Source organism: Rodentibacter haemolyticus (genome assembly GCF_015356115.1).
Classification (GTDB): domain Bacteria; phylum Pseudomonadota; class Gammaproteobacteria; order Enterobacterales; family Pasteurellaceae; genus Rodentibacter; species Rodentibacter haemolyticus.
Genome location: NZ_CP063056.1, coordinates 1,659,787 through 1,685,660 on the forward strand (window position 1 = coordinate 1,659,787; position 25,874 = coordinate 1,685,660).

Sequence of the window (25,874 nt, forward strand, 5' to 3'; positions counted from 1 at the left end):
CGCACTTTTTTTGCGATCAGGATCGTAAAAATAAGGAGAAATGATGAAAAAACAGAATGATATTGAGCAGGGACTGGTGAAAAATTGTCGTCGTATTTCCTCTCCGTATTTTGATGAACGCCCTGATCCTCAAGATATTTCTTTATTGGTTATTCATTATATTAGTTTGCCGCCGGAGCAATTTGGCGGTGGCTATATTGATGATTTCTTCCAAGGTAAATTAGATCCGAGCATTCACCCTTACTTTGAAGAAATCTATCAAATTCGGGTGTCGGCACATTGTTTAATTGATCGTAACGGTGTGATTACTCAGTATGTGAATTTTAATTATCGGGCATGGCATGCCGGATTATCAAGTTTTCAAGGGCGGGAAAAATGTAATGATTTTTCCATTGGTATTGAGCTTGAGGGAAGCAATGAACAGCCTTTTACCGAAGCGCAATATCAGGCGTTACAACAGCTTACAACACTGATTATGAAAGCTTATCCGAAGATTACCCGAGATCGTATTGTCGGACATGCGAATATTTCACCGGGACGTAAGATCGATCCCGGTCAATATTTTGATTGGGAACGTTATTTAAACGGCGTTGATTTTGTTGTGTAAAAAACAAACAGTAAATTTTGTGTCGTTATTCACATCGATAAATCTTTAAGTGATCTGCTTTAACTAATTGAATTATAATGGATAAATTGATTTGTGAAAGTTCATCTTTGTCGTTTGCAAAAGTTATACCCGCATATTGATTTTCTCAGTCACAATTTTATCCACAGAAATATTGAATAACTTGTAAGATCGATGAGATCCCTCAACACTTATTCTTTCTTTGAAAAAATAGAAGATTTTTCAACCGCACTTTGTCTAAAGAAAGTGCGGTTTGTTTTTTGAAAGGATCTTTTTTACAAAAAACCAACAAATGAAATGAAGCAAGGAAGAAAAAGGATCTTTTTGATCTTTTACACAATTTCGTTGCAGAAAATGCTTGGATTAACCACAATGTTATCCACAATATAAAAATCCCTTCAATAAGCACCGCAGTTTTTGCCCCTTGGTTGATAAAAAGGCTAATTTATGAAACAATTCGCAGATTATTTTTGTGTAAAAAATTTAAGGTATAACGCGCGTGATCGATTTTGATGGCTACCGTCCGAATGTAGGTATTGTAATCTGTAATCGCAGGGGGCAGGTACTTTGGGCGAAACGCTGCGGGCAAAATTCTTGGCAGTTCCCGCAAGGCGGTATTAATGATAACGAAAATGCCGAGCAAGCAATGTATCGCGAATTATATGAAGAAGTGGGACTGCAGCCGAAAGATGTGCGTGTTTTATATGTATCAAAGCATTGGCTACGTTATAAGTTACCAAAGCGTTTATTGCGATATGACAGCAAGCCGATGTGCATTGGGCAAAAGCAACGATGGTTTTTATTACAGTTGGTTTCCGATGAAAAAAACATCAATATGAAAACAACGAAATCACCGGAATTTGACGGTTGGCGTTGGGTGAGCTTTTGGTATCCTGTGCGCCAAGTAGTGTCTTTCAAAAAAGAAGTGTATCGCCGTGCGATGAAAGAGTTTGCTTATTTTCTATTTTCTAACGAGAAGGAAAGCCCCTCGGAACCTCAACCTGAGCGCGCATCAAAATTTTCATCTTCGTCTAAGTCAACACATTCAAAACCGTTAAAGCACCGAAAAAAAGGAGGGCGGTAGTGCGGACTTTGTTACGTTATTTTCTCTCAATTCGGCATAATGGCAAGGCCTAATGATCTGTGCCAACTTTAAAAAAGCCTCGCGTTATTTATGGCGATCGCGACTAGATTTCTGAAATAAGGAAAATTATGAATCAATACTTAATACTTCCCCATTTTGATCCGACCATTTTTACCATTGGTGATAGCAATATCGGTTTGCGTTGGTACGGCTTAATGTATTTGCTCGGTTTCGTGTTCGCCCGTTGGTTGGCGGTACGTCGAGCGCGCCGCTCAAACAGTGGATGGACGGTTGAACAGGTGGATACCTTGCTTTTCAATAGTTTTATGGGGGTATTTTTAGGCGGCCGCATTGGCGATGTATTTTTTTATAATTTCCAACATTTCTTGCAAGATCCTCTCTATTTATTCCGCGTATGGGAAGGAGGAATGTCATTTCATGGCGGATTGCTCGGTGTGATTGTAGCAATGATGTGGACATCTTATTCGCAAAAACGCCATTTCTGGCAAACCGCTGATTTTATGGCACCGCTTATTCCTTTCGGATTGGGTTTAGGGCGTATTGGTAATTTTATTAATCTTGAACTTTGGGGCAGAGAAACAGATCTGCCTTGGGCGATGATTTTCCCAACGGATCCTCAATTATTGCCACGCCACCCCTCACAACTTTATGAAGCTTTTTTAGAAGGCGTGGTGCTGTTTGTAATGCTTAATCTTTTCATTAAAAAACCTCGTCCGATGGGCTCGGTTGCCGGTTTATTTTTAATCGGTTATGGTGTCTTCCGCTTTATGGTGGAATACGTGCGTGAGCCGGAAGTGGAATCCTTCTTAGGCATAATGACTCGTGGTCAGGCGTTATGTTTACCAATGATTATCGGCGGTATATTTATTATGTTGTGGGCTTATTCACGTAAAGGTTCACTTACAAAATCCTAAGGAATTTTCTATGAAACAATATCTTGATCTTTGCCGTCGCATTGTTGATGAAGGTGAGTGGATTGCGAATGAGCGCACCGGCAAACGTTGTTTAACCGTCATTAATGCCGATTTAGAATATGATGTGGCGAATAATCAATTTCCGCTTATTACAACCCGCAAAAGCTATTGGAAAGCCGCGATTGCCGAATTTTTAGGCTATATTCGCGGTTATGATAACGCAGCAGATTTCCGCAAATTGGGGACAAAAACTTGGGATGCGAATGCAAACGAAAATGCCGCTTGGCTGGCTAATCCGCACCGTAAAGGCATTGATGATATGGGGCGGGTTTATGGCGTGCAAGGGCGGGCTTGGCGCAAACCGAACGGCGAAACCGTGGACCAACTAAGAAAAATTGTTAATAACCTCACGAAGGGGATTGATGATCGCGGTGAAATAATGACATTTTTTAATCCGGGTGAAATCGATCTGGGTTGTTTGCGACCTTGTATGCATACTCATACTTTTTCTCTTGTGGGGGATACGCTTTATCTCACCAGTTATCAACGCTCGTGCGATGTGCCGTTAGGCTTGAATTTCAATCAAATCCAAGTTTTTACATTTTTAGCATTAATGGCGCAAATTACCGGAAAGAAAGCCGGTAAAGCCTTTCACAAAATTATCAATGCACATATTTATGAAGATCAGCTTGAATTAATGCGAGATGTGCAATTAAAACGTGAGCCGCTCCCATTACCAACACTTGAAATTAATCCGGATATTAAAACCTTGGAAGATTTAGAAACTTGGGTCACGATGGACGATTTCAACGTGGTCGGTTATCAATCTCACGATCCGATTAAATATCCTTTCTCTGTTTAAGGCTGGCAAAAGTGCGGTCAAATTTAGACGAGAAATTTATGCGCCACGCCCTTGCACTTGCCGATAAAGCAGAAGCCTTGGGCGAAATTCCCGTGGGTGCGGTTTTGGTAGATGATGAAGGCAACATTCTTGCTGAAGGCTGGAATTTATCTATCACTCATCATGATCCCACCGCACACGCCGAAATTGTGGCATTACGCAATGGCGCACTGCATATCCAAAACTATCGGCTACTCAACACCACACTTTATGTAACACTCGAACCTTGCACAATGTGCGCCGGAGCGATTTTGCACAGCCGTATTAAGCGCCTTGTATTCGGCGCATCCGATTATAAAACGGGTGCGGTCGGCTCACGCTTTCATTTTTTTGGCGATTATAAAATGAATCATACATTGGAAATTACCGGCGGTGTATTAGCACAAGAGTGCGGTCAAAAATTGAGTTGTTTTTTTCAAAAACGTAGAGAACAGAAAAGGTTGGAAAAATTAGTCAATCAGGGGGAATAATCCCCCTTTTTTATTCATCTAAACCTGCCAATCAATTTCCCCTAATCCGTTTTGTTGCAAATATTGATTAGTTTTAGAAAAGTGATGACATCCGAAAAAACCACGATGTGCAGATAGAGGGGAGGGGTGAGGGGCGGTGAGGACGAGATGGCGATTGCGATCTATAATTTGCCCTTTTTTCTGTGCGTGGCTGCCCCAAAGCAAAAATACCAAGTTTTCACGGTGTTCATTCAGGGCGGCAATCACACGATCCGTAAAAGTTTCCCAGCCTAAATCGGCGTGAGAATGAGCAAGTCCTCGTTCAACGGTTAAAACTGTGTTTAGCAGCAGGACACCTTGCTTCGCCCATTTCACCAAATAGCCGTTATCGGGGATTTGAAAGCCGGGAATATCTTGGCTTAATTCTTTGTACATATTGAGTAAAGAAGGTGGGATAGCTACTTCAGGTTTAACGGAAAAGGCAAGACCATGTGCTTGGTTTGGGCCATGATAAGGATCTTGTCCTAAAATGACGACTTTGACTTCCTCAAATTCAGTATATTTGAAAGCGTTAAATACGTCTTTTTGAGGGGGGTAAATGGTTTTTCCGTTTTGACGAGCCAGATGAACTTGTTGTAAGGTATGCTGGAAATAAGGTTGCGTTTTTTCTTTTCCAATGACATCAGTCCATGTTTTCATAATCAGATCCTATTAAAATGTAGTGAAGTCATTATAAACGAAATCAGAGGTTATTGAACGATGTTAATTGTTGGTATTATGTTTCTGTATTGTTAATTTTGTGTTTTTGGCTCGGTTGTTTTCCGTAAATAATTTAATTTGGATCAAAGTTGTAAAAATAGTTGCAAAAAACTAATTTGTTTTTCATCAAAAGAATTTGAAGTCTTAAAATTTTTTGATAAAATTTGCACAGTTTTTATGATTATACTTATGCCAATTAGGAGGCTATTATGATTAAAGGTATTCAAATTACTCAAGCAGCGAATGATAACTTGCTTAACTCATTCTGGTTATTAGATAGCGACACAAATGAAGCCCGTTGCTTATGTGCGAAAGGTGAATTTGCTGAAGATCAAGTGGTTGCGGTGAGTGAATTAGGTCAAATCGAATACCGTGAATTACCGGTGAATGTTGCGCCGACTGTAAAAGTTGAAGGTGGTCAACACTTAAATGTGAACGTATTACGCCGTGAAACATTAGAAGATGCGGTAAATAATCCGGATAAATACCCACAATTAACTATTCGTGTTTCAGGCTATGCAGTGCGTTTTAACTCATTAACACCGGAACAACAACGTGACGTGATTACCCGTACTTTCACTGAAAGCTTATAATTTCAGATTGAATTTATCAAACCCCGATTTTGTCGGGGTTTTGTTTTTCTGAGGTGAAGAAAAATAATCCCTAAAAAGATTTATTGTGATCAAAACAAGAGTTTTTCTGACCGCACTTTGGCTTTCTTCCCTAGCGATTCCTTCGCTTTTCAGGTACAATCCGCCAGTTAAATTTATTGATTTTTTTGAGAAAAACCAGCTTTTATGAAGAATATTCGTAACTTTTCTATTATTGCTCATATTGACCACGGTAAATCGACCCTTTCGGATCGTTTGATTCAAACCTGCGGGGGACTTTCGGATCGCGAAATGGAAGCGCAAGTACTGGATTCAATGGATCTTGAGCGTGAGCGTGGCATTACCATTAAAGCGCAAAGCGTAACCTTAAATTACAAAGCAAAAGATGGCGAAACCTATCAATTAAACTTTATCGACACCCCGGGACACGTGGATTTTTCCTATGAAGTCTCGCGTTCCCTTGCCGCTTGCGAAGGTGCATTGTTAGTGGTGGATGCCGGGCAGGGTGTGGAAGCGCAAACATTGGCAAATTGTTATACCGCTATTGAGATGGATTTAGAAGTCGTGCCGATTTTAAATAAAATTGATTTACCTGCCGCCGATCCTGAACGCGTGGCGGAAGAAATCGAAGATATTGTCGGTATTGATGCGATGGAAGCGGTACGTTGCTCGGCGAAAACCGGTGTTGGCATTGATGATGTATTGGAAGAAATCGTCGCGAAAATTCCTGCGCCGGAAGGTGAACCGGATGCGCCGTTACAAGCACTGATTATTGATTCGTGGTTTGATAATTATCTTGGTGTCGTGTCCTTGGTGCGTATTAAAAACGGTGTGTTACGTAAAGGCGATAAAATTAAGGTAATGTCCACAGGGCAGGCTTATAATGTCGATCGTTTGGGTATTTTTACGCCGAAGCAAGTGGATACGAGCGTATTAAATACCGGTGAAGTCGGCTGGGTGGTTTGTGCGATTAAAGACATTCTCGGTGCGCCGGTGGGGGATACTTTAACGCATCAACATAACCCTGCAAGTTCAGTATTACCGGGCTTTAAAAAAGTAAAACCGCAAGTCTATGCCGGGTTATTTCCGGTCAGCTCGGACGATTATGAAGCCTTCCGTGATGCGCTTGGTAAATTAAGTTTGAATGATGCCTCATTATTTTATGAACCGGAAAATTCGACCGCACTTGGTTTTGGTTTCCGCTGTGGTTTCCTGGGGCTTCTTCATATGGAGATCATTCAAGAACGTTTAGAGCGTGAATATGATTTGGATCTCATCACCACCGCACCAACGGTAATTTACGAAGTGGAAATGACGAACGGGGAAATGGTTTATGTGGATAGCCCGGCGAAATTACCGCCGCTCAATAATATTTCCGAAATCCGTGAGCCGATTGCCGAATGTAATATGCTAGTGCCGCAAGAATATTTGGGGAATGTGATTACGCTCTGTGTCGAAAAGCGTGGCGTCCAAACCAATATGGTGTATCACGGCAACCAAATTGCGCTGACCTATGAAATCCCGATGGGAGAAGTGGTATTGGATTTCTTCGATCGTTTAAAATCCACCTCGCGCGGTTATGCTTCTTTGGATTACGGGTTCAAACGTTTCCAAGCGGCGGATATGGTTCGTGTTGATATTATGATTAATGGCGAGCGTGTCGATGCATTGGCGTTAATTGTTCACAAAGATAATGCGCAATATCGTGGTCGCGAACTCGTGGAAAAAATGCGTGAACTGATCCCACGTCAGCAATTTGATATTGCGATTCAAGCTGCGATTGGTAATCACATTATCGCCCGCTCCACCGTAAAACAATTACGTAAAAACGTGTTGGCAAAATGTTATGGTGGTGATGTAAGCCGTAAGAAAAAACTCTTACAGAAACAAAAAGAAGGGAAAAAGCGAATGAAGTCTCTGGGGAATGTGGAAGTACCGCAAGAGGCATTCTTAGCGATTTTGCACGTGGGCAAAGATAAATAAGGAAAACTATGTCAAATCTATTTTTTATTATTTTACTGGTTGTAGGCTTTGGCATTTGGAAAGGGCTGGATTATCTTCAATTGCCGAATACTTTCAGTATCTTATTGCTGATTTTGACCGCACTTTCAGGTGTATTATGGTGTTATCACCGATTTATCGTGGCACCGAAACGCCATCGCCGGATTGCCCGTGCAGAGCAGCGTTCCGGTCAGGCATTAAGTGATGAAGAAAAAGCAAAAATCGAACCGATTTCCGAAGGCTCGGAGTTCTTATCTTCGCTGTTCCCTGTGCTGGCTGCGGTTTTTTTGATTCGTTCTTTCGTGTTTGAACCTTTCCAAATTCCCTCCGGTTCAATGGAATCCACTTTGCGTGTAGGTGATTTTCTTGTCGTAAATAAATACGCTTATGGCGTGAAAGATCCGATTTTCCAGAATACGATTATCGCCGGTGAAAAACCGCAACGCGGTGATGTGGTTGTATTTAAAGCACCGGAACAAGCACTGCTTCGTACCGGATTAGGCGCAACCCGAGCGGCTTATGCGGAAAATCTTGCATTAACTTCAAAAGATAATATGTCCGGGGTTGATTATATTAAACGCATTGTCGGACAAGGTGGCGATCGCATTATTTTCGATATTGATCAAAAAACATTGAAAATTGTGTACGGTAAAGACGGTAAACCTTGTGAAGCGGACTGTGAAACGAAAGAATTTGAATACACGCAGAATCCAATTAATCCGGCGTTTTCTGATCAACTTGAATTGACGGAGAAAGGCGATGTTAGCCACAATATTTTGATCACACCATATCGCCGTTATGCCGGTCCGGAATTTTTCCCGCAAGAGGGGAATCCGATTGGGGAATGGGTTGTACCGGAAGGGCAGTATTTTGTGATGGGTGATAATCGAGATCATAGTGATGACAGCCGTTTCTGGGGATTTGTACCGGAAAAAAATATTGTCGGTAAAGCCACTTATATTTGGATGAGCTTGGAAAAAGAACCGAACGAATGGCCGACCGGTTTTCGTTTTGAACGTTTCTTAACTGAAATTAAATAAGATGAGCCCTTTAGATAGATTAGAGCGAAAGATAGGTTATCAATTTAACAATATTTCGCTTTTAAAATTAGCACTGACACATCGTAGTGCTGCCAGTCAACATAATGAACGCTTGGAATTTCTGGGAGATTCTATTCTCAATTTTACTATTGCGGAAGCGTTGTACCATCAATTTCCCCGTTGTAATGAGGGGGAACTAAGCCGTATGCGGGCAACTTTAGTGCGTGAACCGACCTTGGCATCCATTGCCCGTGAATTTGAGCTGGGGGAATATATGTCGCTCGGTTCCGGTGAATTGAAAAGCGGCGGTTTTCGCCGTGAATCCATTCTTGCGGACTGTGTGGAAGCGATTATCGGCGCAATATCCCTCGATCAAGGTTTAGCCATCGCTTCTCAAATGATCCGAAATTGGTATCAAACCCTATTGGCGGAAATTAAGCCGGGCGATAATCAAAAGGATGCGAAAACCCGTTTACAAGAATATTTACAAGGCAGACGTTTACCTTTACCGAGCTATGAAGTGATAAATATTCAAGGAGAGGCGCATTGCCAAACCTTTACGGTTGAATGCAAAGTGAAAAGTGAGGATAAAATTGACCGCACTTTTGTGGGTAAAGGCTCAAGTCGTCGCAAAGCGGAACAGGCGGCGGCAGAACAAATTTTAAAAGAACTGGACATCAAATGATCGAACAATTCGACAAAACTTATTGTGGTTTCATTGCCATTGTAGGCCGCCCGAATGTGGGTAAATCAACGCTCTTAAATAAAATTCTAGGGCAAAAAATTTCCATTACTTCACGTAAAGCTCAAACTACCCGCCATCGCATTGTGGGGATCAAAACCGAAGGGGCGTATCAAGAAATTTATGTCGATACTCCGGGGCTTCATATTGAAGAAAAACGGGCGATAAACCGCTTAATGAACCGTGCCGCAAGCAGTGCTATCGGTGATGTGGATCTTATCATTTTCGTGGTGGACGGAACCCATTGGAATGCGGATGACGAAATGGTATTAAATAAGCTTCGTCATACCAAAACGCCCGTTGTATTGGCGATTAATAAAGTGGATAACATAAAAAATAAAGATGATTTATTGCCGTTTATCACTGAATTAAGCAGTAAATTTAACTTTGCGCATATCGTGCCGATTTCGGCACAACGTGGAAATAATGTTCACGAGCTTGAAAAAATCGTGCGCGCTTCGTTGCGTGAAGGTACGCACCACTTCCCGGAAGATTACGTGACGGATCGTTCACAACGTTTTATGGCTTCGGAAATCATTCGAGAGAAACTAATGCGTTTTACCGGTGAAGAATTGCCTTATTCCGTTACCGTAGAAATCGAGCGATTCAAAGTGAACGAACGCGGCACTTATGAAATTAACGGTTTAATTCTTGTCGAGCGTGAAGGGCAGAAAAAAATGGTGATTGGCGCACAAGGTCAAAAAATTAAAACCATTGGTATGGAAGCCCGTGCGGATATGGAACGTTTGTTTGATAACAAAGTTCACCTTGAACTTTGGGTGAAAGTAAAATCCGGTTGGGCGGATGATGAACGTGCGTTGCGCAGTCTCGGGTATATGGATGAATAAAAGTGCGGTCATTTTGATCTGCCCCCAAAAAGTTAGACAGCTTGGCAAAGGGTTTGAGTTCGATATTGTACCGGACCCAACCCCTTTAATTTTAATTGAATCCGTTCCTCATTGTAATTACGAATATACTCATTCACGGCTTGAGCAATATCATCGGCATTGTCAAAATCTTTACCGTAGATACATTCGGTTTTCATTCGACCGAAAAAGCGCTCCATCTTGGCGTTATCAAGACAATTCCCCTTTCTTGTAGCATCCGTTGATACGCCTGCATTTGATATTGCCAACCTTGGTCCGAATGCAATATCGCTTCGGCATTTTCCGGCAACTTTTCAATCGCTTGTCGTAACATTGTCTCCACTTGTCTCCAATTCGGACTTCGACTAATAGCAACGCTGATTATCTCTGAGTTGAAACAGTCTAATATCGGTGAAACATAACACTTACTGCCGTCTTTGGCTTTGATTTCCGTGATGTCGGTAAGCCATTTTTCGTTCGGTCGGGTAGCGGTAAAATTCGCCTGATTTCCTTTTTTATTGCTGTATTTTTGTCCTGCTTCGGCTTTTAATGATAGAAAAACACACTTCGGGACAAATTTGTCAATGAAAGCAAGATATCAAGCGGAAAAGCGGCTCTTAGACTTTGGACAATTGCCGCCGTTCAGCTTCTTCCTCCCGTATCACTTCGTCCAACTTTTTTAGGAAAGCAACCTCCGCTTCAAGTTCTAAAATCCGTAGTCGTAAGCGGTCTTCTTCGGTTTTCGGGGGCGGAGGCATTTGGGCGTATTTTGTTTTTTCGGAGACATTGTCGATCTTTCTTTCGGCTTGGGCTGTAAGCCGTTTATACCGTCTTTTCAAAGTCTTTCAACCATTGGCTAATGGTGCTGGAGCCGACAATACCGATTTGATTTTTATTTTTCTAACATTACCGTCTTACTCGGAATTTCTTCTGTGCTTGATCTACTTTTAGCAAGTAGTTCCTTGCTTGAGATGACGGATGTGCCGTAGTTAGAATACGATAAACCTGCTCCGGATACATTTGATTGATTTTGTAAATCGCCTCATCCTTATCGTTGTCAAATACGCGTAATACCGCACCGGCACCGCTGTTATAAGCGGAAATCATCGCAAAGCGTTTAGACGTCGGGTTGGTTATGCCGTTTAAATATTGATTTTGAAGGATCCATAAATAGGATACGCCGGCATCAATATTATTCGCCGGATCATATAAATAGCGGGCTGAGGGTTGTCCGCTTTTTCCTTTCATTGCGAATATATCACGACCGGCAGTATGCGGAACAACCTGCATTAAACCAATTGCGTTGGCATAGCTGATCGCATAAGGGTTAAAGCTGGATTCGGTTTGCATTATGCCTAAAATCAAACTTTCATCGATGCCGTAACGTCGGGCGGCTTTGCGCACCAACGGAATATATTTTTGAGCCCGTACTTCCACGTGGTTTGCAATCATTGGGATTGTAACGAATTGCACTATATTACCGTTTTGTAAACGGCGGGTTTGTAATTTATTTTGGATTAAATAAGTGGCGAAATTACCGGCAATAAATTGATTGGCAATTTGTTGACCGTTATTATCAATCACTTGCCCTAAAAGAAATGGGCGTGTGCTAATTGGCACATCACCGGAGGCGAATAAATCAATCCCTTTTGCATCCGACCCCATTAGCAAAGTATGTACAATCGCATTATGCAAGCGATTCAAATCTTTTTGAGTTTCGATCACAATGTTACCTTCATCGAAACTCACGTGGCTGCGGGTATAGAAAGAGTCCGTATATTTCACATAATCTTTACGGCTTGCCACTAGTAATTCGTTCACCCCCCAAATGCGGTCAATATTATGGGAGAACTGTCCGGTAAGAATATCCAAACCCTGCGTATCTTTTGCAAATACTTCATCATAATTAATACCACGATTGCGATTCGGAGAGTCGCTACAAGCATACAAAAATGGCAATAATGCCAAGAATAAATACTTTTTCATTATTTTACTGCCGATTAATTTGACGGAGGAACGTAACCTTCAATATGCACATCTTTGCCTTCAAACAAAAAATTCACCATTTCTTGCTCAAGTAATTTGCGATGTTCTGCGTTCATCATATTGAGTTTTTTCTCATTCACAAGCATCGTTTGTTTTTTTATCCATTCACCCCAAGCTTGTTTGCTGATTGAATCGAAAATTCGTTTCCCCAATTCCCCCGGATAAAGTTGAAAATCTAAGCCTTCCGCTTCTTTTTTTAGAAATTCACAAAATATCATTCTTGCCATAATTATTCCTTACAAATTGTATTAATAAATTTTTCACGGGTTGAGCTAACCCGATCTGCTCAGGATTTGCCGGATCATACCAATATTTGACCGCACTTGATAGATTAGGTTTGTATTCTTTTGCTTTTTCCGTCACTTTACGCCAATCTAAATTGGCTTGTTCTTGTTTTGATAAGCCATCAATCTCTGCATAAATAGGATGAATATCTAAGTGGAAATGGCTGAATGTATGACGAAAACTCGCCCACTCCTGATAGTGAGATATATTTTCTGCTGCTAAATAAGACAGTAAATCATCCTTTGAATTGAACTGAGGGAAGCAAAATAATCCTCCCCACAAACCGGAACTTTCACGTTGTTCTAACCAAACTTTGCCTTGTTGAGATAATATCAGAAAATAGGTTTCTTTTTCCGGCATTGTTTTTTTCGGTTTTTTGGTAGGAAACAATGCCCAATTCCCATTTTTATATGCCAAACAATTTATTTGTAATGGACAAAATTCGCACTTGGGCTTGGTGCGGGTGCAAACCATCGCACCAATATCCATCATTGCTTGATTGAAATCCGCCACACGTTCTGTAGGGGTAACCTGTTCCGTTAAAGCCCACAAATGATTTTCTACTTTTTTCTCCCCCGTCCAGCCTTCCACCGTAAAGTAACGCGTTAATACACGTTTTACATTACCGTCTAAAATAGGATACGGCTGATTTAATACGGAAGACAAAATAGCACCGGCGGTAGAACGACCAACCCCCGGTAATGCCCAAACATCTTCAAAACTTGTTGGGAAATTTCCATTAAATTCATCTCTCACTTTTTGTGCCGCTTTGTGCAAATTTCGCGCACGTGCATAGTAGCCTAAACCTGTCCACAAATGTAAAACTTCATCTTGTGATGCATTGGCAAGTGTGGTGATGTCCGGGAATGTTTTGATAAATCGCTCAAAATAAGGTATCACCGTAGCGACTTGAGTTTGTTGTAACATAACTTCAGAAAGCCACACGCCATAAAGGGTTTTATTTTGTTGCCAAGGTAGGTGTTTACGTCCGAATTTGTCATACCATTCCAGTACGGCGTGGGCAAGAGGTGCGTGAGGTGAGGATTTTGCTAACATAACTTTCCTGAATAAATAAAAGTGCGGTTAAAAACAGCGGTAATTTTACACGAAAATGGGGCTTGTTTATCTTTGTTTTTTCAGTATAATCTGCGACCTATTTGGTGCCAAATATGGCGTATTATTCACTCACGCGGTGTAAGGAGAAAGTCCTTATAGCGGCGTGGCTTCATTTTGAGGTTTTCTATGAAACAAGGTATTCATCCCGAATATAAAGAAATCACCGCAACTTGTTCTTGCGGTAATGTGATTAAAACCCGTTCAACTTTAGGCAAAGACATCAATCTTGATGTGTGCAGTAACTGCCACCCGTTCTACACCGGTAAACAACGTGTTGTAGATACCGGCGGTCGTGTTGAACGCTTCAACAGCCGTTTCAAAATTCCGGGTACAAAATAATTTTAAGAGAGACTATTCAATTAACTTTTGGATAGTCTTTTTTTTTTATGTTTTCAAGGTAAAAGTTAGATGAAATTTAATTTGTATGATCATTCATTTTTTTATTAGCTTATTTCATCCTTTAATAAGAAGAAAAGACATGAATTAAGAAGTAAATTTAGAGAGAAAGAATACAAGGAAAAGCTACAAGAATTTCATAAATTAGCACCTATAGCATTACACCAGTTTATGGAAGCTATAAGTTCATATTCTGAGGATATTAAAGTTTGGATTGAATTTGGGACATTACTTGGAGCCTATTGGGACGGTACTTTTATTGCTCATGATTGTGATATTGATCTAGGTATATACGAAGAAGATATTAGTGAAGATTTAATTCGACATATAGTTATCAGTCTTAAAAATTCATCTCGTAGAGAAATTATCTCAAAACGTTAAAGGGTTAGGACTTGATTTTCAATTTTTTGATGCTGTTTATGGTAAGGATTTGCCTGTATCAGAATTAGAAAAAATAGATTATGATTTTTATCCCAATAAATTTAATGCTAAAAAACAATTAACATTAGGAGAAATTGGTTGTGCAATGAGCCATATAAAACTGTATGAATATATTGTAGAGAATCAGCTCCAAGAGGTTATTATTTTTGAAGATGATGCGGTAGTTTCACTGTATTTTAAAGAGATTGTTTTAGCTGCATAAGGAAAAATATCTACGAAAAAAGAGATTTTATTTTTAGATCACGGCAAAGCAAAAATTTATCCATTTATGAGAAATTTGCCTGAACGCTATCGTCTCGCAAAATATAGATCGCCCTCAAAAAACTCTAAACGTAGTATTATTCGTACAACAGCTTATCTAATTACTTATAATGGAGCTAAAAAATTTATTAAAATATGCTTATCCAATAAGAATGCCATCAGACTTCTTAACTGGGTTATTACAAATGACAGGAATCAATGCTTACGGTATTGAGCCTACCTGTGTGTTTGGTGGCGTTGAATCAGAAATAGATAAAATTGAAAACCGATATAACGATTAATTTGCAATGAATTTTAAATCTAAACTTAGAGAAATTAGAATTAAATTAGGAAAATTTTTCCTAGATAGAAAAATATCTCAAAATTTGACCACACTTGAACCCCAAAAAATACTTTTTTTAAGACAAGATGGAAAAATTGGGGATTATATTGTGAGTTCATTTATTTTCCGAGAAATAAAAAAGTATAATAGTAATATTCAGATTGGTATTATTTGTACAAGGCAAAATTCTTATTTATTTGAGCAAAACCCTTACATAGATGAACTCTACCTTGTCAAAAAACGTTCTATTGTTGATTGTATTCGACAAGGATTAAAATTACGTCAAGAAAACTATGACGTTGTAATTGATCCTACACTTTCTATTAGAAATCGGGATCTCCTATTATTACGTTTAGTTAAGGCAAAGATTTATGTGGGCTATCAAAAACAACAATATAAATTATTTAATTATAATATTGATGAAGAATATATACATTTTTCTACTATTTACCGTTTAGTATTAGAAAAAATTAATATACCTTGTCAGGATAACTCTTATGATATCCCTTGTAATAAAAAAGCTGAAAATAAAATTAAGCGTTTTTTACAAAGTAATAATATTAAAGATTATATTGCATTAAATTTCTTCGGTGCGGGAAAAAATAGAAAATTTAGTGATGAAAATATTTTAAATTGGATAGAATATATTTGCCATAATAGCCATTTACCAATAATATTACTCTCTTATCCTGCAGTTACAGAAAAACTAAATGTAACAATAAAAGCACTTGATAATGTTTTTTTATTAGAAAATACAGAAAATATTTTTGATAATATTGAGCTTATTCGTTTATCTAATTTAGTTATTTCTCCTGATACTTCAATCGTTCATATTGCTTCAGGTTTAAATAAACCAATGATTGCATTATATAGCAATGATGAGGTCAATTTTTCCCATTGGCATCCTAATAGCAAAAATTTATTATATTTATTACGTTATGAGCTAAATATTAATGAAATTGTTCCCAATAAAATTGAAAAATCGTGGTTAAACCTGAAATAAATTTAGGGCTAATTTACTTCAATCCTCTATTTTTTAATCCATACTTCTTGGTATTCTCAAAATAGCAACCCGGACAATTTTTTATTCATAATACCTTGTACTATAATCCTCCAAGCCATTTTGGCTACTATGCCAAATATAAAGGGAAACCCAATTAGGCGTTTCCCTTTTTAATACTAAAAACCTTCTGAAATCAACCGCACTTTAGCCTGCAACAGCCGGTAAATAGCCTGTTTGAATTAAGAAGGGGATGATCATAATCGCTATGCCGACGATTAATGCTATGACTAATGTGGCATTTCCGCCGATAACGCGGTAAGGAAGATTAGGATTTGTTTGACGGGTACGCCATGCCAGACCGATTGGTAAGATTAAGCAATAGAAAGCGCAGAGCAAACCGGCATAACTTAATGCGGTGATAAAACCTTCCGGATAGAATAGTGCAAAGACTAAAGGCGGAAGAAATGCTGCAACGGTAAGTGAAAGACGATTATTCGGTAGGTGATAACGTTTAAATAAATCACCTAATCCTTCAAATACACCTAACATAACGCCGAGAAATGAGGTGATTAAGGCAAGTGAAGAAAAAATGCGTACGATTTCACCTAATAGGTTAGAACCTGTGATTTCACGTACGGCATTTACTAAGCCGTTTAATGTCGGATCCGCTTGTAAAATACGAATAAATTCACTTTGACTTAACACGCCGTGGGTCGCCAGTTGCCATACTAAATAGGCGGCAAGTGGAATTGCTGTGCCGATTAAGATTGCACGGCGGAATTTTTCAACACTTCCCCCTAAGTAGCTATTCACACTTGCCATAATGACGTGGAACCCAAAGGAAGTGAAGAAAATAGGGGCGGCGGATATGACAAAAGCATAATTCAGCGGCAATGCCATTAAGTTGTCCGTTGCCACTTTTGGCAGCATCATAAATAGTACGAAAGCAAAGGCGATTAATTTGCCGATAAATAAAAGGCGGGTAATGCCGTCCACACCTTTTGTGCCGATAACGACAAAGGAACCGAGTACGACAGTAAAGACAATAATAGCTGTTTTAAGAGAAATCGCTTCCATTCCGAAAGCGGTCGGTAAGCCTGAAAGTAATGATCCTCCTCCTGTAATATAGGCGGCGGAAAGTGCATAAAGTAAGATTAATAGGCTTAATGTGGAAAGCACCCGTCCCGGCACACCGAAGTATTTTTCCGCCAATGTAGCAACACCGTCATCAAGTTGATCAGCCGTTTGGTACACTTCAACAAAAAGTAAACCGCTATAAACAAGCAGCATCCAAAGTCCAACAAGTAATAGTACGGTATAGCCGAATCCCATTCCTGCGGAAGTTAAAGGCATTGCAAGCATACCCGCACCGATTGTTGTACCGGCAATAATCAAGGCACTCCCAAAGGTTTTGTTTTTTAGCATAAAATTGTCCTTATGTTGTGTGTTGTGTTTGAATTAAAAATAGCGTTAAATTAGACCGCACTTTTCTTTGTAATGATAGCGGCAAACGGAGAGATAGGAGTCATTTCCGCCAATTTGGATTTGTTCTCCTTCTTTAATAACTTCACCTTTTTCATTAAGGCGAAGTACAAAATTCGCTTTACGTCCACAATAGCAAATGGTTTTTAGTTCTTCCAATTGATCCGCCCAGGCGAGTAGATATTTACTGCCTTCAAAGAGTTCGGCTTGGAAATCGGTACGTAAACCGTAGCACAGTACGGGGATATTCAATTTATCAACCACATCAGTCAGCTGATATACTTGCCGTTTGGTTAGGAATTGAGCTTCGTCCACCAGTATGCAATGGATCTTTTCTTGTTGTAAGTGTTGGTTGATTTCATCAAATAAATTGGTATCGGCGTTGAATAAATTGGCTTCTTGAGAAATACCAATACGAGAGGTAACTTTTCCAACACCAAAACGATCGTCAATCGCAGCGGTATAAACCATCGTGTTCATATTGCGTTCGCGATAGTTATAAGAGGATTGCAGCAAGGTTGTGGATTTACCCGCATTCATTGTGGAATGATAAAAATACAACTTTGCCATTATTTATTGATCCATTTCCAAACGTGATAAGCGATAAATCCTGTGATCGGAGGCAATGCGGAAAGCAAAAATGCCCCGTAAGTCGTGCCGCCTCCGATCTGTTGTCCGGCTAAAGTCAGTAGATTGACAATTTCATCGCTTGGGGTGCTGAAAATCCAAACACCAATCACGATTAATACGATAAAGCAGGCGATACCGGCGGCACGCATTGCTTGAAATTTGGCATCTTTCATTTTTATTCCTTAACTTAAATTGTAGGGAGCTCTGTCATTGGCCAACGTGGTTTTACTTCAATTGCTAATTCGGAATGTTGACCTTGTTTTAAACGTAAAAAACCTGTGTAAGCAATCATTGCGCCATTATCGGTGCAAAATTGTGGCGGTGGATAAAAAACTTCGCCACCCAAATTTTTCATCATTTGAGCTAAGGTTTCACGTAATTTTTTATTGGCACTCACTCCACCGGCAATGACTAGACGTTTATAACCGCTTTCTTTTAAAGCGCGTTTACATTTGATTGCAAGGGTGTCGATTACCGCATCTTGGAAAGCATAAGCAATATCGGCTTTGGTTTGTTCGGTTAATTTGCCTTCTGTTTTGATGGCTTGATTCACGGTGTTGGCTGCAAAGGTTTTTAAACCCGAAAAACTGAAATCAAGCCCCGGTCTATCCGTCATTGGTCGTGGAAAAGTAAAACGGTTCGGTGAACCTTTTTCGGCAAGACGGGAGAGGGCGGCCCCTCCGGGGTAATCTAATCCAAGCAGCTTTGCCGTTTTATCGAAGGCTTCACCGGCGGCATCGTCAATCGATTCACCAATGACTTCATATTTTCCCACGGCATCTACACGTACCAATTGAGTATGTCCGCCGGATACCAGTAGTGCAATAAAAGGAAAGTGCGGTCGATTTTCTGCAAGCATTGGGGCAAGTAAATGCCCCTCCATATGGTGAATACCGATCGCCGGCACATTCCACGCATAAGCAAGCGCGCGTGCAATGGTTGAACCGACCAATAATGCACCGACAAGCCCGGGACCACTGGTGTAAGCCACTCCGTCAATATCTTTGGCGGTAAGGTTCGCTTCTTTCAGTGCCGCCTGAATTAACGGTGCTGTTTTGCGAATATGATCGCGTGAAGCAAGCTCCGGTACAACGCCACCGTAATCTGCGTGCAATGCTATTTGAGTATAAAGCTGGTTGGCAACCAAGCCTTTTTTTTCATCATAAATTGCCACACCCGTTTCATCACACGAGGTTTCAATTCCTAAGATTTTCATTGATTTTCTCAATTTTGTTTCTAAAATAAGGCGCGATTTTACCTTGTTTACTCGGTTTTAACCAGTTGAAACCGTAAATATTAAGGCTAATTACGCATTCTCTCCTTTACTTTTGCCCTAAAAGTAGATTAGAATTGCGACCTTTGTTGAATTTGCCATCTTTATTGGCATAGATAAAATTTTTAAATTGCAATTAAATTAAACTCATTGAGGTGATTGGCTTATGCCTGTAATTAAAGTACGTGAAAACGAATCATTTGACGTAGCTTTACGTCGTTTCAAACGCTCTTGCGAAAAAGCCGGTATTTTGGCAGAAGTTCGCGCTCGTGAATTCTACGAAAAACCAACTACAATCCGTAAACGTGAAAATGCAACGCTTGCGAAACGTCACGCTAAACGCAACGCTCGCGAAAATGCGCGTAATACCCGTTTATACTAATTTGTAGTATTTTCTAACTCGAGTTTATACAAACCGTGGTTCCTTTGGTATCACGGTTTTGTTGCTTTAAAATTCACATCAAAATAACCGCACTTTCACCGTCATATCTAGGAGGCAAAGGCAATGAAAGGCTTAATTCCACGCCCGTTTATTGATGATTTGCTGACAAAATCCAATATTATTGATGTGATCAATTCGCGTGTGAAGCTCAAAAAAGCAGGGCGGGATTATCAAGCCTGTTGCCCTTTTCACCACGAAAAAACACCTTCTTTCACGGTGAGTGAAAAAAAACAGTTTTACCATTGCTTCGGTTGTGGTGCACACGGTAATGCCATTTCTTTTTTAATGGATTATGACAAACTTGAATTTGTTGAGGCGATTGAAGAGCTTGCAGCAATGGCAGGGTTGGAAGTGCCTTATGAAAAAAGGGCGAATAATAGTGGAAAACCGCAAGCCAGCTATCAAACAAAGCGTAATTTGTATGAACTAATGCAATCAATCGCTTCGTTTTATCAAACTCAGTTGCCTTTGAATGTACCGGCACAAAGCTATGTACGACAGCGGGGACTTTCAGCGGAAATTATTGCCCGTTTCCAAATCGGTTTCGTACCAAATGCGATGGATACGATATTACGCAAGTTTGGCGTAAACCGTGAAGAACAACAAAAGTTGTTTGACCTCGGTATGCTTTCGCGCAACGAACGTGGAAATATTTACGATAAATTCCGTCATCGGATTATGTTTCCTATTCGGGATAAACGTGGACGCACGGTTGCATTCGGCGGACGTGTATTGGGTGATGAAAAACCGAAATATTTAAATTCACCGGAAACCGTTACTTATCACAAGGGGAGCGAACTTTACGGCTTATATGAAGCCTTACAAGCAAACGATGAACCGGCTAGATTGCTTGTGGTTGAAGGTTATATGGACGTGGTGGCATTGGCACAATTCGGTGTGGATTATGCCGTCGCCTCTCTTGGTACTTCAACGACTTCGGAGCAAATTCAGCTTCTTTTCCGTTCTACCGAACAAGTGATTTGCTGTTATGATGGTGATCGTGCAGGGAGAGATGCTGCATGGCGTGCTTTGGAAAATGCTTTACCTTATTTGGAAGACGGTCGGCAAATTAAATTTATTTTCTTACCCGATGGGGAAGATCCCGATACTTATATTCGCCGATACGGCAAAGAAAAATTTGAAGAATATATTGAAAGTGCGCAATCACTGTCTGAATTTCTCTTTGCGCATTTAAGTCCTCAAGTGGATTTTTCCACAAAAGAGGGGCGAGGCAAATTGGTTGCTCTTGCCGCCCCCTTAATTCAACAAATTCCGGGTAACGCTTTGCGTTTGTCATTGCGTAATACTTTAGCGCAAAAACTGGGGATCTTTGATGAATCACAGTTAGAAAGCCTTATTCCAAAACAATCTGGGAACAAGCTATCTACAGGTGCCGATGCTCAGCCTAAAATGAAACAAACACCGATGCGGGTGGTTATTTCGCTACTTTTGCAAAACACGCACTTGGTGAATCGTATTACAGAAGCCGGGCTTATGGCGTTGCGGGCAGAGGCTGGCTACGATTTATTGGAAAAATTGACCGCACTTTGTCGTGAACGCGAGGGCATCACCACCGGACAAATTTTAGAATATTTTCGTGATACGGAATATAGTCGCCCCCTTGAAATTCTTGCAACTTGGGAGCATTTACTGGACGATACCGAAATTATCAATGCTTTTTCACAAAATTATCGCCGATTGAATATTCAAGCCATTGAGCGCGATATTGAAATGCTCATTGCTAAAGAACGATCAGCAGGATTAACAGAGCAGGAAAGACAAGTGCTTGTTATGCTGATTACCAGCAAAGAAGAACAGAAAAAACAGTTAGTTAATCCATAGCAACAATGATAAAATCTTTCGCTCAAAGCGAAAAATTTATCTTCACAAATTAACGCGACACGGGTATAAAAATGGAACAAAATCAACAATCTACCGCTGAACAATATTCAGAGCAAATTGAACAACTGATGGAATTGGGACGTACGCAGGGTTATTTAACTTATGCTGAAATCAATGACTTACTTCCGGAAGATGTCATCGATCCGGAATACTACGATAAGCTCCTGCAAACGTTGCAAAATGATGCGGGTATTCCGGTGTTAGATGAAGCTCCGGAAAGCGATGATATGATGTTAAACGAGACGATTCCGGATGAAGATGCAGTAGAAGAAGCGACTCAAATTCTTTCTAATGTTGAATCTGAAATCGGTCGTACAACGGATCCGGTGCGGATGTATATGCGTGAAATGGGTACCGTTGATTTGCTTACTCGTGAAGATGAAATCAGTATCGCTAAACGTATTGAAGAAGGGATTGATGAAGTTCAAACCTCCATTGCCGCTTATCCGGAAGCCTTAAGCGATTTAATCGCGCAATATGAACAAGTTGAGGAAGGTAACGTTCGTTTAGCCGATCTGATCACAGGTTTTGTTGATCCGAATGTCGTTTCAGAGGAAGAGGCGGAATTATCCGATGATTTTGATGAAGATGACGAAGAGCTTGATTCTGCGGCGGATGTAGATGATAACGAAAATGAAGAAGAGGATAGTGAATCGGGTTCTGACGACAGTGGAGATTCTGATAATAGTATCGATCCTGAAGTCGCCCGTGAGAAATTCACTCAGTTGAAAGATCAACATATCAAGACCCTTGAAGCGATTGAAAAACATGGTCGTGATCATAAAAAAGCGCAAGCGCAGATCGTCTTATTAGGTGAGGTTTTTAAACAGTTCCGCCTTGTTCCAAAGCAATTTGATGTGCTTGTGTTATCAATGAAAAATATGATGAAGCGTGTTCGTGGTGAAGAGCGTCAGCTACAAAAAGTATTGATTGATATTGCCGGTATGCCGAAGGACGAATTTGAAGTTCTGATTAATAAATACGGTAGTAACGATGCTTGGTTAGACAAAGCGCTTAAATCCAGCAAACCTTGGGCTAAGCGTTTACCGAAATATGAGGAGCGGATTCGTCAGGCCATTGCGAATTTAGTTGTCTTTGAACAACATTCAAAGTTAACCGTTCAACAAATGCGGGCTATTTGTGATGCGGTGGCACGAGGCGAACAAAAAGCCCGCCGTGCGAAAAAAGAAATGGTGGAAGCGAATTTACGTTTGGTGATTTCTATTGCCAAAAAATACACAAACCGAGGTTTACAATTCTTAGATTTAATCCAAGAAGGTAATATCGGCTTAATGAAAGCGGTGGATAAATTTGAATATCGCCGCGGCTATAAATTCTCTACTTATGCAACTTGGTGGATTCGTCAGGCAATTACACGTTCCATTGCCGATCAAGCCCGCACTATTCGTATTCCGGTTCATATGATTGAAACGATTAACAAATTAAATCGAATTTCTCGTCAAATGTTGCAAGAAATGGGGCGTGAAGCCACTCCGGAAGAACTGGCGGAACGTATGGGAATGCCGGAGGATAAAATCCGTAAGGTGCTAAAAATTGCGAAAGAACCTATTTCAATGGAAACCCCTGTCGGCGATGACGATGATTCGCATTTAGGGGATTTTATTGAAGATAGCACACTTGAATTGCCGTTAGACTCAGCCACGGCACAAAGTCTGAAAGCGGCAACTCACGAAGTGTTGGAAGGATTAACCCCACGTGAGGCAAAAGTGTTACGTATGCGTTTCGGTATTGATATGAATACGGATCACACCCTTGAGGAAGTGGGAAAACAATTTGATGTAACGCGTGAACGTATTCGTCAGATTGAAGCAAAAGCCTTACGCAAACTTCGTCATCCAAGTCGCTCGGAAACATTGCGCAGTTTCTTGGATGATTAATTAAATTGTAAAAACAAAAAGGATAACCGAGGGTTATCCTTTTATTTTGTCTGAAACAAAGATAACCGCACGTTAAAGTGCGGTCAGATTTTAATGTGTTTTTGTTAACCGACTACGAAAGGGAGATAACCTGCCCGAATAGCAAATGGAATGGAGGTAATCACTACGCCGAGTACTAACACGATAAACAACGTGATATTGCCTCCCCATACTCGGTAAGGAAGATTTGAGTGAACTCGGCGTGCTTTCCACACGAGACTTACCGGTAACACCACTGCGTAAAAAGCAAACATTTGACCGGCATAGCCCAACGCAAGAATGAAACCTTCCGGATAGAATAAGGCAAATGCAAGTGGTGGAACAAAGGTTAGCAAACCAAGAGAAATACGACCTGCTGAAATGTTAAATGAACGTTTTAACAAATCCTCAATACATTCTAATAACCCCAACCCTACGCCTAAGAAAGAAGTAACCAACGCCAAAGTAGAGAATAATTTGACCGCACTTGCGATAACCGAGCTACCGGTAATGGCAAGGGTTGCTTTCACCAAACCGTTTAAGGTCGCATCTTCTTTTAAAATTTGTAGGAACTCATTTTGAGTTAGTAAACCGTGTGTAGAAAGCTGCCATAAAATGTATGCGCCGAGTGTAATAGCCGAGCCGACTAAAATAGAAATACGCAACGCTTTTACATTACCGCCCAAATATTTATTTAAACTTGGAATCGACCCGTGAAAGCCAAATGCAGTGAAAAACACCGGACTGGCAGAAATTATTAAAGCGTTATCAATCGGCATTGCCAATAGATTGGTCATTTTGATTTCCGGCAGCATTAAGCCTAACACAACGGCGAAGGTCGCCAGCATAACGAAGAACAAAACACGATTGATTTTATCCACACTGTGCGTACCAATCACAATAAATATGCCGAAAATGGCAGTGAATAAAAGAATGCTGATTTTACTATCAACTCCTTCCGGTAATAAACTGTTTAATAAAGAACCGCCGCCACTCACATAAGCGGCAATTAAGGCGTATAAGAAAATAATTAAGACGGCGGTAGCGACAATGCGCCCGAATTTTCCAAAATATTGTTCGGCAAGTGTGCCGATCCCGGCATCACTGTCAGCCGTTTGATACAATTCCACAAATAAAAGCGCGGTGAAAGTGAGCAATGCCCAAAGTCCGAATAATAAGGCTAAAGTAAAGCCGAAACCGATACCGGCTGATGTGAGAGGCATTGCTAACATTCCGGCACCAATCATCGTGCCGGAAACGAGCAATGTACTACCAACGGTTTTGTTCATAATCATTATTCCTTAGTTTGTAATGTTAAATTTACGCAGATTGTATTTTAAAATTTACACAATGTAAACGCTTTGTAACAAATATTCTTCAACCACAAAATGAATAAGTAACCGCCTCTATTATTGACCGCACTTTCTCGCTACAATAGCCGACAAATCGACTAAGACAAATAAAGAATAGGAGATCTTATGATTTACAGTATGACGGCATTCGCACGCCTTGAAATAAAAAAGGATTGGGGCGATGCGGTGTGGGAGATTCGTTCCGTTAATCAACGTTATTTAGAAAACTTTTTCCGTTTGCCGGAACCGTTTCGCGGCTTGGAAAATACCTTACGGGAGAAACTTCGTCAAAACCTCACCCGTGGCAAAATTGAATGTTCTCTACGTATTGAAACAAAAAAACAAACCAATGCAGAATTGAATCTAAATAAAGATCTGGCGAACCAAGTGATTCAATCTTTGCAGTGGATTAAAGCGCAAGCCGGCGAGGGCAAAATTAATTTAACGGATGTGTTACGCTATCCCGGCGTGGTAGAAGCGCAAGAGCAGGATTTGGATGCGATTAGCCAGGATTTATTGATAGCCTTTGACTCGCTTTTAAAAGATTTCATAGCAATGCGGGGACGTGAAGGTGAAAAATTACAATTGATTATTCAACAACGCTTGGAAAACATTTCCGTTGAAGCGGAAAAAGTGCGGTCACAAATGCCGATAGTTTTACAATGGCAGCGTGAGCGTTTACTACAACGTTTTGAAGAAGCGCAAATTAGCCTTGATCCGCAACGTGTTGAACAAGAAATGATTTTACTGGCGCAACGGGTGGATGTGGCGGAAGAACTTGATCGCCTTCAAATGCATGTAAAAGAGACCGAGAATATTTTGAAAAAAGGCGGTGCCGTAGGGCGTAAATTAGATTTTATGATGCAAGAGCTTAATCGAGAATCCAACACCCTTGCTTCTAAATCAATTAATGCGGATATTACGGCTTCGGCAGTGGAATTGAAAGTGCTTATCGAACAAATGCGTGAGCAAATTCAAAATTTGGAATAGGGGG

Annotated in this window: 24 protein-coding genes and 4 pseudogenes; 18 read left to right on the top strand and 10 right to left on the bottom strand. The window is 40.4% G+C overall.

Annotation, left to right across the window (positions count from 1 at the left end; translation table 11 throughout):
* Positions 1–43: 43 nt before the first annotated feature.
* The 5 genes and pseudogenes from ampD to tadA all read left to right on the top strand — a co-directional run bounded on the left by ampD (position 44) and on the right by tadA (position 4,015).
* Complete coding sequence (ampD, locus tag IHV77_RS07865; RefSeq protein WP_194811434.1) at positions 44–607, top strand: 1,6-anhydro-N-acetylmuramyl-L-alanine amidase AmpD; 564 nt, start codon at positions 44–46, stop codon at positions 605–607.
* Positions 608–1,124: 517 nt separating this feature from the next.
* Positions 1,125–1,593 (top strand): annotated as a pseudogene (gene rppH, locus IHV77_RS07870) (RNA pyrophosphohydrolase); the annotation flags it as partial.
* Between the two features lie 244 nt (positions 1,594–1,837).
* A complete protein-coding gene (gene lgt / locus IHV77_RS07875) occupies positions 1,838–2,644 on the top strand; it encodes a prolipoprotein diacylglyceryl transferase (protein WP_408635263.1) in 807 nt (268 codons plus the stop codon).
* A 10-nt stretch (positions 2,645–2,654) separates the two neighbouring features.
* Complete coding sequence (locus IHV77_RS07880) at positions 2,655–3,506, top strand: thymidylate synthase (protein ID WP_194811436.1); 852 nt, start codon at positions 2,655–2,657, stop codon at positions 3,504–3,506.
* 38 nt (positions 3,507–3,544) lie between these two features.
* On the top strand, positions 3,545–4,015 hold the full coding sequence (tadA, locus tag IHV77_RS07885) for a tRNA adenosine(34) deaminase TadA (RefSeq protein WP_194811437.1): 471 nt from the start codon (positions 3,545–3,547) through the stop codon (positions 4,013–4,015).
* Positions 4,016–4,033: 18 nt separating this feature from the next.
* Here the strand turns inward: tadA and ung are convergent, their stop codons facing one another.
* Positions 4,034–4,693 carry a uracil-DNA glycosylase gene (gene ung, locus IHV77_RS07890; protein ID WP_194811438.1) on the bottom strand — a complete coding sequence of 220 codons (660 nt, stop codon included), beginning with the start codon at positions 4,691–4,693 and terminating at the stop codon, positions 4,034–4,036.
* A 269-nt stretch (positions 4,694–4,962) separates the two neighbouring features.
* On the opposite strand from ung, the gene grcA reads away from it, so the two are divergent.
* From grcA to era, 5 genes are all read left to right on the top strand, one after another.
* A complete protein-coding gene (grcA, locus tag IHV77_RS07895) occupies positions 4,963–5,346 on the top strand; it encodes an autonomous glycyl radical cofactor GrcA (protein ID WP_077422719.1) in 384 nt (127 codons plus the stop codon).
* A gap of 204 nt (positions 5,347–5,550) precedes the next feature.
* The gene (gene lepA, locus IHV77_RS07900; RefSeq protein WP_194811439.1) at positions 5,551–7,347 is read left to right on the top strand and encodes a translation elongation factor 4; all 1,797 of its coding nucleotides are present in this window, start codon (positions 5,551–5,553) and stop codon (positions 7,345–7,347) included.
* A gap of 8 nt (positions 7,348–7,355) precedes the next feature.
* Positions 7,356–8,405, top strand: coding sequence for a signal peptidase I (gene lepB, locus IHV77_RS07905; protein ID WP_194811440.1), 1,050 nt, complete (start codon positions 7,356–7,358; stop codon positions 8,403–8,405).
* A gap of 1 nt (position 8,406) precedes the next feature.
* Positions 8,407–9,090, top strand: coding sequence for a ribonuclease III (gene rnc / locus IHV77_RS07910; RefSeq protein WP_194811441.1), 684 nt, complete (start codon positions 8,407–8,409; stop codon positions 9,088–9,090).
* Entirely contained in the window at positions 9,087–9,995 is a 909-nt protein-coding gene (gene era, locus IHV77_RS07915) for a GTPase Era (RefSeq protein ID WP_194811442.1), read from the top strand. The genes rnc and era overlap by 4 nt, the downstream gene beginning before the upstream one ends.
* 32 nt (positions 9,996–10,027) lie before the next feature.
* On the opposite strand, the pseudogene IHV77_RS11875 reads toward era, so the two are convergent.
* The 4 genes and pseudogenes from IHV77_RS11875 to mutY form a co-directional block, all read right to left on the bottom strand.
* Positions 10,028–10,895: pseudogene (locus tag IHV77_RS11875) on the bottom strand (IS3 family transposase); the annotation flags it as partial.
* A gap of 24 nt (positions 10,896–10,919) precedes the next feature.
* Complete coding sequence (gene mltC, locus IHV77_RS07930) at positions 10,920–11,999, bottom strand: membrane-bound lytic murein transglycosylase MltC (protein ID WP_194811444.1); 1,080 nt, start codon at positions 11,997–11,999, stop codon at positions 10,920–10,922.
* 14 nt (positions 12,000–12,013) lie between these two features.
* A complete protein-coding gene (locus IHV77_RS07935; RefSeq protein ID WP_194811445.1) occupies positions 12,014–12,286 on the bottom strand; it encodes an oxidative damage protection protein in 273 nt (90 codons plus the stop codon).
* Complete coding sequence (gene mutY / locus IHV77_RS07940) at positions 12,264–13,400, bottom strand: A/G-specific adenine glycosylase (protein WP_194811446.1); 1,137 nt, start codon at positions 13,398–13,400, stop codon at positions 12,264–12,266. Before mutY ends, IHV77_RS07935 begins: the two co-directional genes overlap by 23 nt.
* 186 nt (positions 13,401–13,586) lie before the next feature.
* On the opposite strand from mutY, the gene rpmE reads away from it, so the two are divergent.
* The 4 genes and pseudogenes from rpmE to IHV77_RS07960 all read left to right on the top strand — a co-directional run bounded on the left by rpmE (position 13,587) and on the right by IHV77_RS07960 (position 15,883).
* On the top strand, positions 13,587–13,799 hold the full coding sequence (gene rpmE / locus IHV77_RS07945) for a 50S ribosomal protein L31 (protein ID WP_194811447.1): 213 nt from the start codon (positions 13,587–13,589) through the stop codon (positions 13,797–13,799).
* 228 nt (positions 13,800–14,027) lie between these two features.
* Positions 14,028–14,111: pseudogene (locus IHV77_RS11930) on the top strand (LicD family protein); the annotation flags it as partial.
* Positions 14,112–14,174: 63 nt separating this feature from the next.
* Positions 14,175–14,839 (top strand): annotated as a pseudogene (locus tag IHV77_RS07955) (glycosyltransferase family 25 protein).
* Between the two features lie 6 nt (positions 14,840–14,845).
* Positions 14,846–15,883 (top strand): glycosyltransferase family 9 protein, encoded by a 1,038-nt coding sequence (locus IHV77_RS07960; protein WP_194811448.1) that lies wholly within the window; start codon positions 14,846–14,848, stop codon positions 15,881–15,883.
* Between the two features lie 204 nt (positions 15,884–16,087).
* On the opposite strand, the gene IHV77_RS07965 is transcribed toward IHV77_RS07960, so the two are convergent.
* The 4 genes from IHV77_RS07965 to tsaD are packed head-to-tail and all read right to left on the bottom strand — an operon-like array spanning position 16,088 to position 19,211.
* The gene (locus IHV77_RS07965; RefSeq protein WP_194811449.1) at positions 16,088–17,308 is read right to left on the bottom strand and encodes an aromatic amino acid transporter; all 1,221 of its coding nucleotides are present in this window, start codon (positions 17,306–17,308) and stop codon (positions 16,088–16,090) included.
* 45 nt (positions 17,309–17,353) lie between these two features.
* Entirely contained in the window at positions 17,354–17,935 is a 582-nt protein-coding gene (locus IHV77_RS07970; RefSeq protein WP_194811450.1) for a thymidine kinase, read from the bottom strand.
* Positions 17,935–18,168 (bottom strand): hypothetical protein, encoded by a 234-nt coding sequence (locus IHV77_RS07975; protein WP_194811451.1) that lies wholly within the window; start codon positions 18,166–18,168, stop codon positions 17,935–17,937. The genes IHV77_RS07970 and IHV77_RS07975 overlap by 1 nt, the downstream gene beginning before the upstream one ends.
* 14 nt (positions 18,169–18,182) lie before the next feature.
* The gene (gene tsaD, locus IHV77_RS07980; protein ID WP_194811452.1) at positions 18,183–19,211 is read right to left on the bottom strand and encodes a tRNA (adenosine(37)-N6)-threonylcarbamoyltransferase complex transferase subunit TsaD; all 1,029 of its coding nucleotides are present in this window, start codon (positions 19,209–19,211) and stop codon (positions 18,183–18,185) included.
* Between the two features lie 223 nt (positions 19,212–19,434).
* Between tsaD and rpsU the strand changes: the two genes are divergently transcribed.
* The 3 genes from rpsU to rpoD all read left to right on the top strand — a co-directional run bounded on the left by rpsU (position 19,435) and on the right by rpoD (position 23,510).
* The gene (gene rpsU / locus IHV77_RS07985; RefSeq protein ID WP_005627632.1) at positions 19,435–19,650 is read left to right on the top strand and encodes a 30S ribosomal protein S21; all 216 of its coding nucleotides are present in this window, start codon (positions 19,435–19,437) and stop codon (positions 19,648–19,650) included.
* A 123-nt stretch (positions 19,651–19,773) separates the two neighbouring features.
* Positions 19,774–21,552 (top strand): DNA primase, encoded by a 1,779-nt coding sequence (dnaG, locus tag IHV77_RS07990; protein ID WP_194811453.1) that lies wholly within the window; start codon positions 19,774–19,776, stop codon positions 21,550–21,552.
* 71 nt (positions 21,553–21,623) lie between these two features.
* Entirely contained in the window at positions 21,624–23,510 is a 1,887-nt protein-coding gene (gene rpoD, locus IHV77_RS07995) for an RNA polymerase sigma factor RpoD (protein ID WP_194811454.1), read from the top strand.
* A gap of 104 nt (positions 23,511–23,614) precedes the next feature.
* On the opposite strand, the gene IHV77_RS08000 is transcribed toward rpoD, so the two are convergent.
* On the bottom strand, positions 23,615–24,817 hold the full coding sequence (locus IHV77_RS08000) for an aromatic amino acid transport family protein (protein WP_194811455.1): 1,203 nt from the start codon (positions 24,815–24,817) through the stop codon (positions 23,615–23,617).
* A 189-nt stretch (positions 24,818–25,006) separates the two neighbouring features.
* On the opposite strand from IHV77_RS08000, the gene IHV77_RS08005 reads away from it, so the two are divergent.
* On the top strand, positions 25,007–25,870 hold the full coding sequence (locus IHV77_RS08005; protein WP_194811456.1) for a YicC/YloC family endoribonuclease: 864 nt from the start codon (positions 25,007–25,009) through the stop codon (positions 25,868–25,870).
* The last annotated feature ends 4 nt before the right edge of the window (positions 25,871–25,874 follow it).

What these genes read in the sequence shown, in the direction of transcription:
- IHV77_RS07975 (WP_194811451.1), bottom strand. Translation starts at nt 18,168, where the DNA reads ATGAAAGATGCCAAATTTCAAGCAATGCGTGCCGCCGGTATCGCCTGC.
- ung (WP_194811438.1), bottom strand. Translation starts at nt 4,693, where the DNA reads ATGAAAACATGGACTGATGTCATTGGAAAAGAAAAAACGCAACCTTAT.
- rpsU (WP_005627632.1), top strand. Translation starts at nt 19,435, where the DNA reads ATGCCTGTAATTAAAGTACGTGAAAACGAATCATTTGACGTAGCTTTA.
- rnc (WP_194811441.1), top strand. Translation starts at nt 8,407, where the DNA reads ATGAGCCCTTTAGATAGATTAGAGCGAAAGATAGGTTATCAATTTAAC.
- IHV77_RS07970 (WP_194811450.1), bottom strand. Translation starts at nt 17,935, where the DNA reads ATGGCAAAGTTGTATTTTTATCATTCCACAATGAATGCGGGTAAATCC.
- ampD (WP_194811434.1), top strand. Translation starts at nt 44, where the DNA reads ATGAAAAAACAGAATGATATTGAGCAGGGACTGGTGAAAAATTGTCGT.
- lepA (WP_194811439.1), top strand. Translation starts at nt 5,551, where the DNA reads ATGAAGAATATTCGTAACTTTTCTATTATTGCTCATATTGACCACGGT.
- lepB (WP_194811440.1), top strand. Translation starts at nt 7,356, where the DNA reads ATGTCAAATCTATTTTTTATTATTTTACTGGTTGTAGGCTTTGGCATT.
- tadA (WP_194811437.1), top strand. Translation starts at nt 3,545, where the DNA reads ATGCGCCACGCCCTTGCACTTGCCGATAAAGCAGAAGCCTTGGGCGAA.
- dnaG (WP_194811453.1), top strand. Translation starts at nt 19,774, where the DNA reads ATGAAAGGCTTAATTCCACGCCCGTTTATTGATGATTTGCTGACAAAA.
- era (WP_194811442.1), top strand. Translation starts at nt 9,087, where the DNA reads ATGATCGAACAATTCGACAAAACTTATTGTGGTTTCATTGCCATTGTA.
- IHV77_RS08000 (WP_194811455.1), bottom strand. Translation starts at nt 24,817, where the DNA reads ATGAACAAAACCGTTGGTAGTACATTGCTCGTTTCCGGCACGATGATT.
- IHV77_RS07935 (WP_194811445.1), bottom strand. Translation starts at nt 12,286, where the DNA reads ATGGCAAGAATGATATTTTGTGAATTTCTAAAAAAAGAAGCGGAAGGC.
- mutY (WP_194811446.1), bottom strand. Translation starts at nt 13,400, where the DNA reads ATGTTAGCAAAATCCTCACCTCACGCACCTCTTGCCCACGCCGTACTG.
- IHV77_RS07880 (WP_194811436.1), top strand. Translation starts at nt 2,655, where the DNA reads ATGAAACAATATCTTGATCTTTGCCGTCGCATTGTTGATGAAGGTGAG.
- IHV77_RS07960 (WP_194811448.1), top strand. Translation starts at nt 14,846, where the DNA reads ATGAATTTTAAATCTAAACTTAGAGAAATTAGAATTAAATTAGGAAAA.
- lgt (WP_408635263.1), top strand. Translation starts at nt 1,838, where the DNA reads ATGAATCAATACTTAATACTTCCCCATTTTGATCCGACCATTTTTACC.
- grcA (WP_077422719.1), top strand. Translation starts at nt 4,963, where the DNA reads ATGATTAAAGGTATTCAAATTACTCAAGCAGCGAATGATAACTTGCTT.
- mltC (WP_194811444.1), bottom strand. Translation starts at nt 11,999, where the DNA reads ATGAAAAAGTATTTATTCTTGGCATTATTGCCATTTTTGTATGCTTGT.
- rpmE (WP_194811447.1), top strand. Translation starts at nt 13,587, where the DNA reads ATGAAACAAGGTATTCATCCCGAATATAAAGAAATCACCGCAACTTGT.
- rpoD (WP_194811454.1), top strand. Translation starts at nt 21,624, where the DNA reads ATGGAACAAAATCAACAATCTACCGCTGAACAATATTCAGAGCAAATT.
- tsaD (WP_194811452.1), bottom strand. Translation starts at nt 19,211, where the DNA reads ATGAAAATCTTAGGAATTGAAACCTCGTGTGATGAAACGGGTGTGGCA.
- IHV77_RS08005 (WP_194811456.1), top strand. Translation starts at nt 25,007, where the DNA reads ATGATTTACAGTATGACGGCATTCGCACGCCTTGAAATAAAAAAGGAT.
- IHV77_RS07965 (WP_194811449.1), bottom strand. Translation starts at nt 17,308, where the DNA reads ATGCTAAAAAACAAAACCTTTGGGAGTGCCTTGATTATTGCCGGTACA.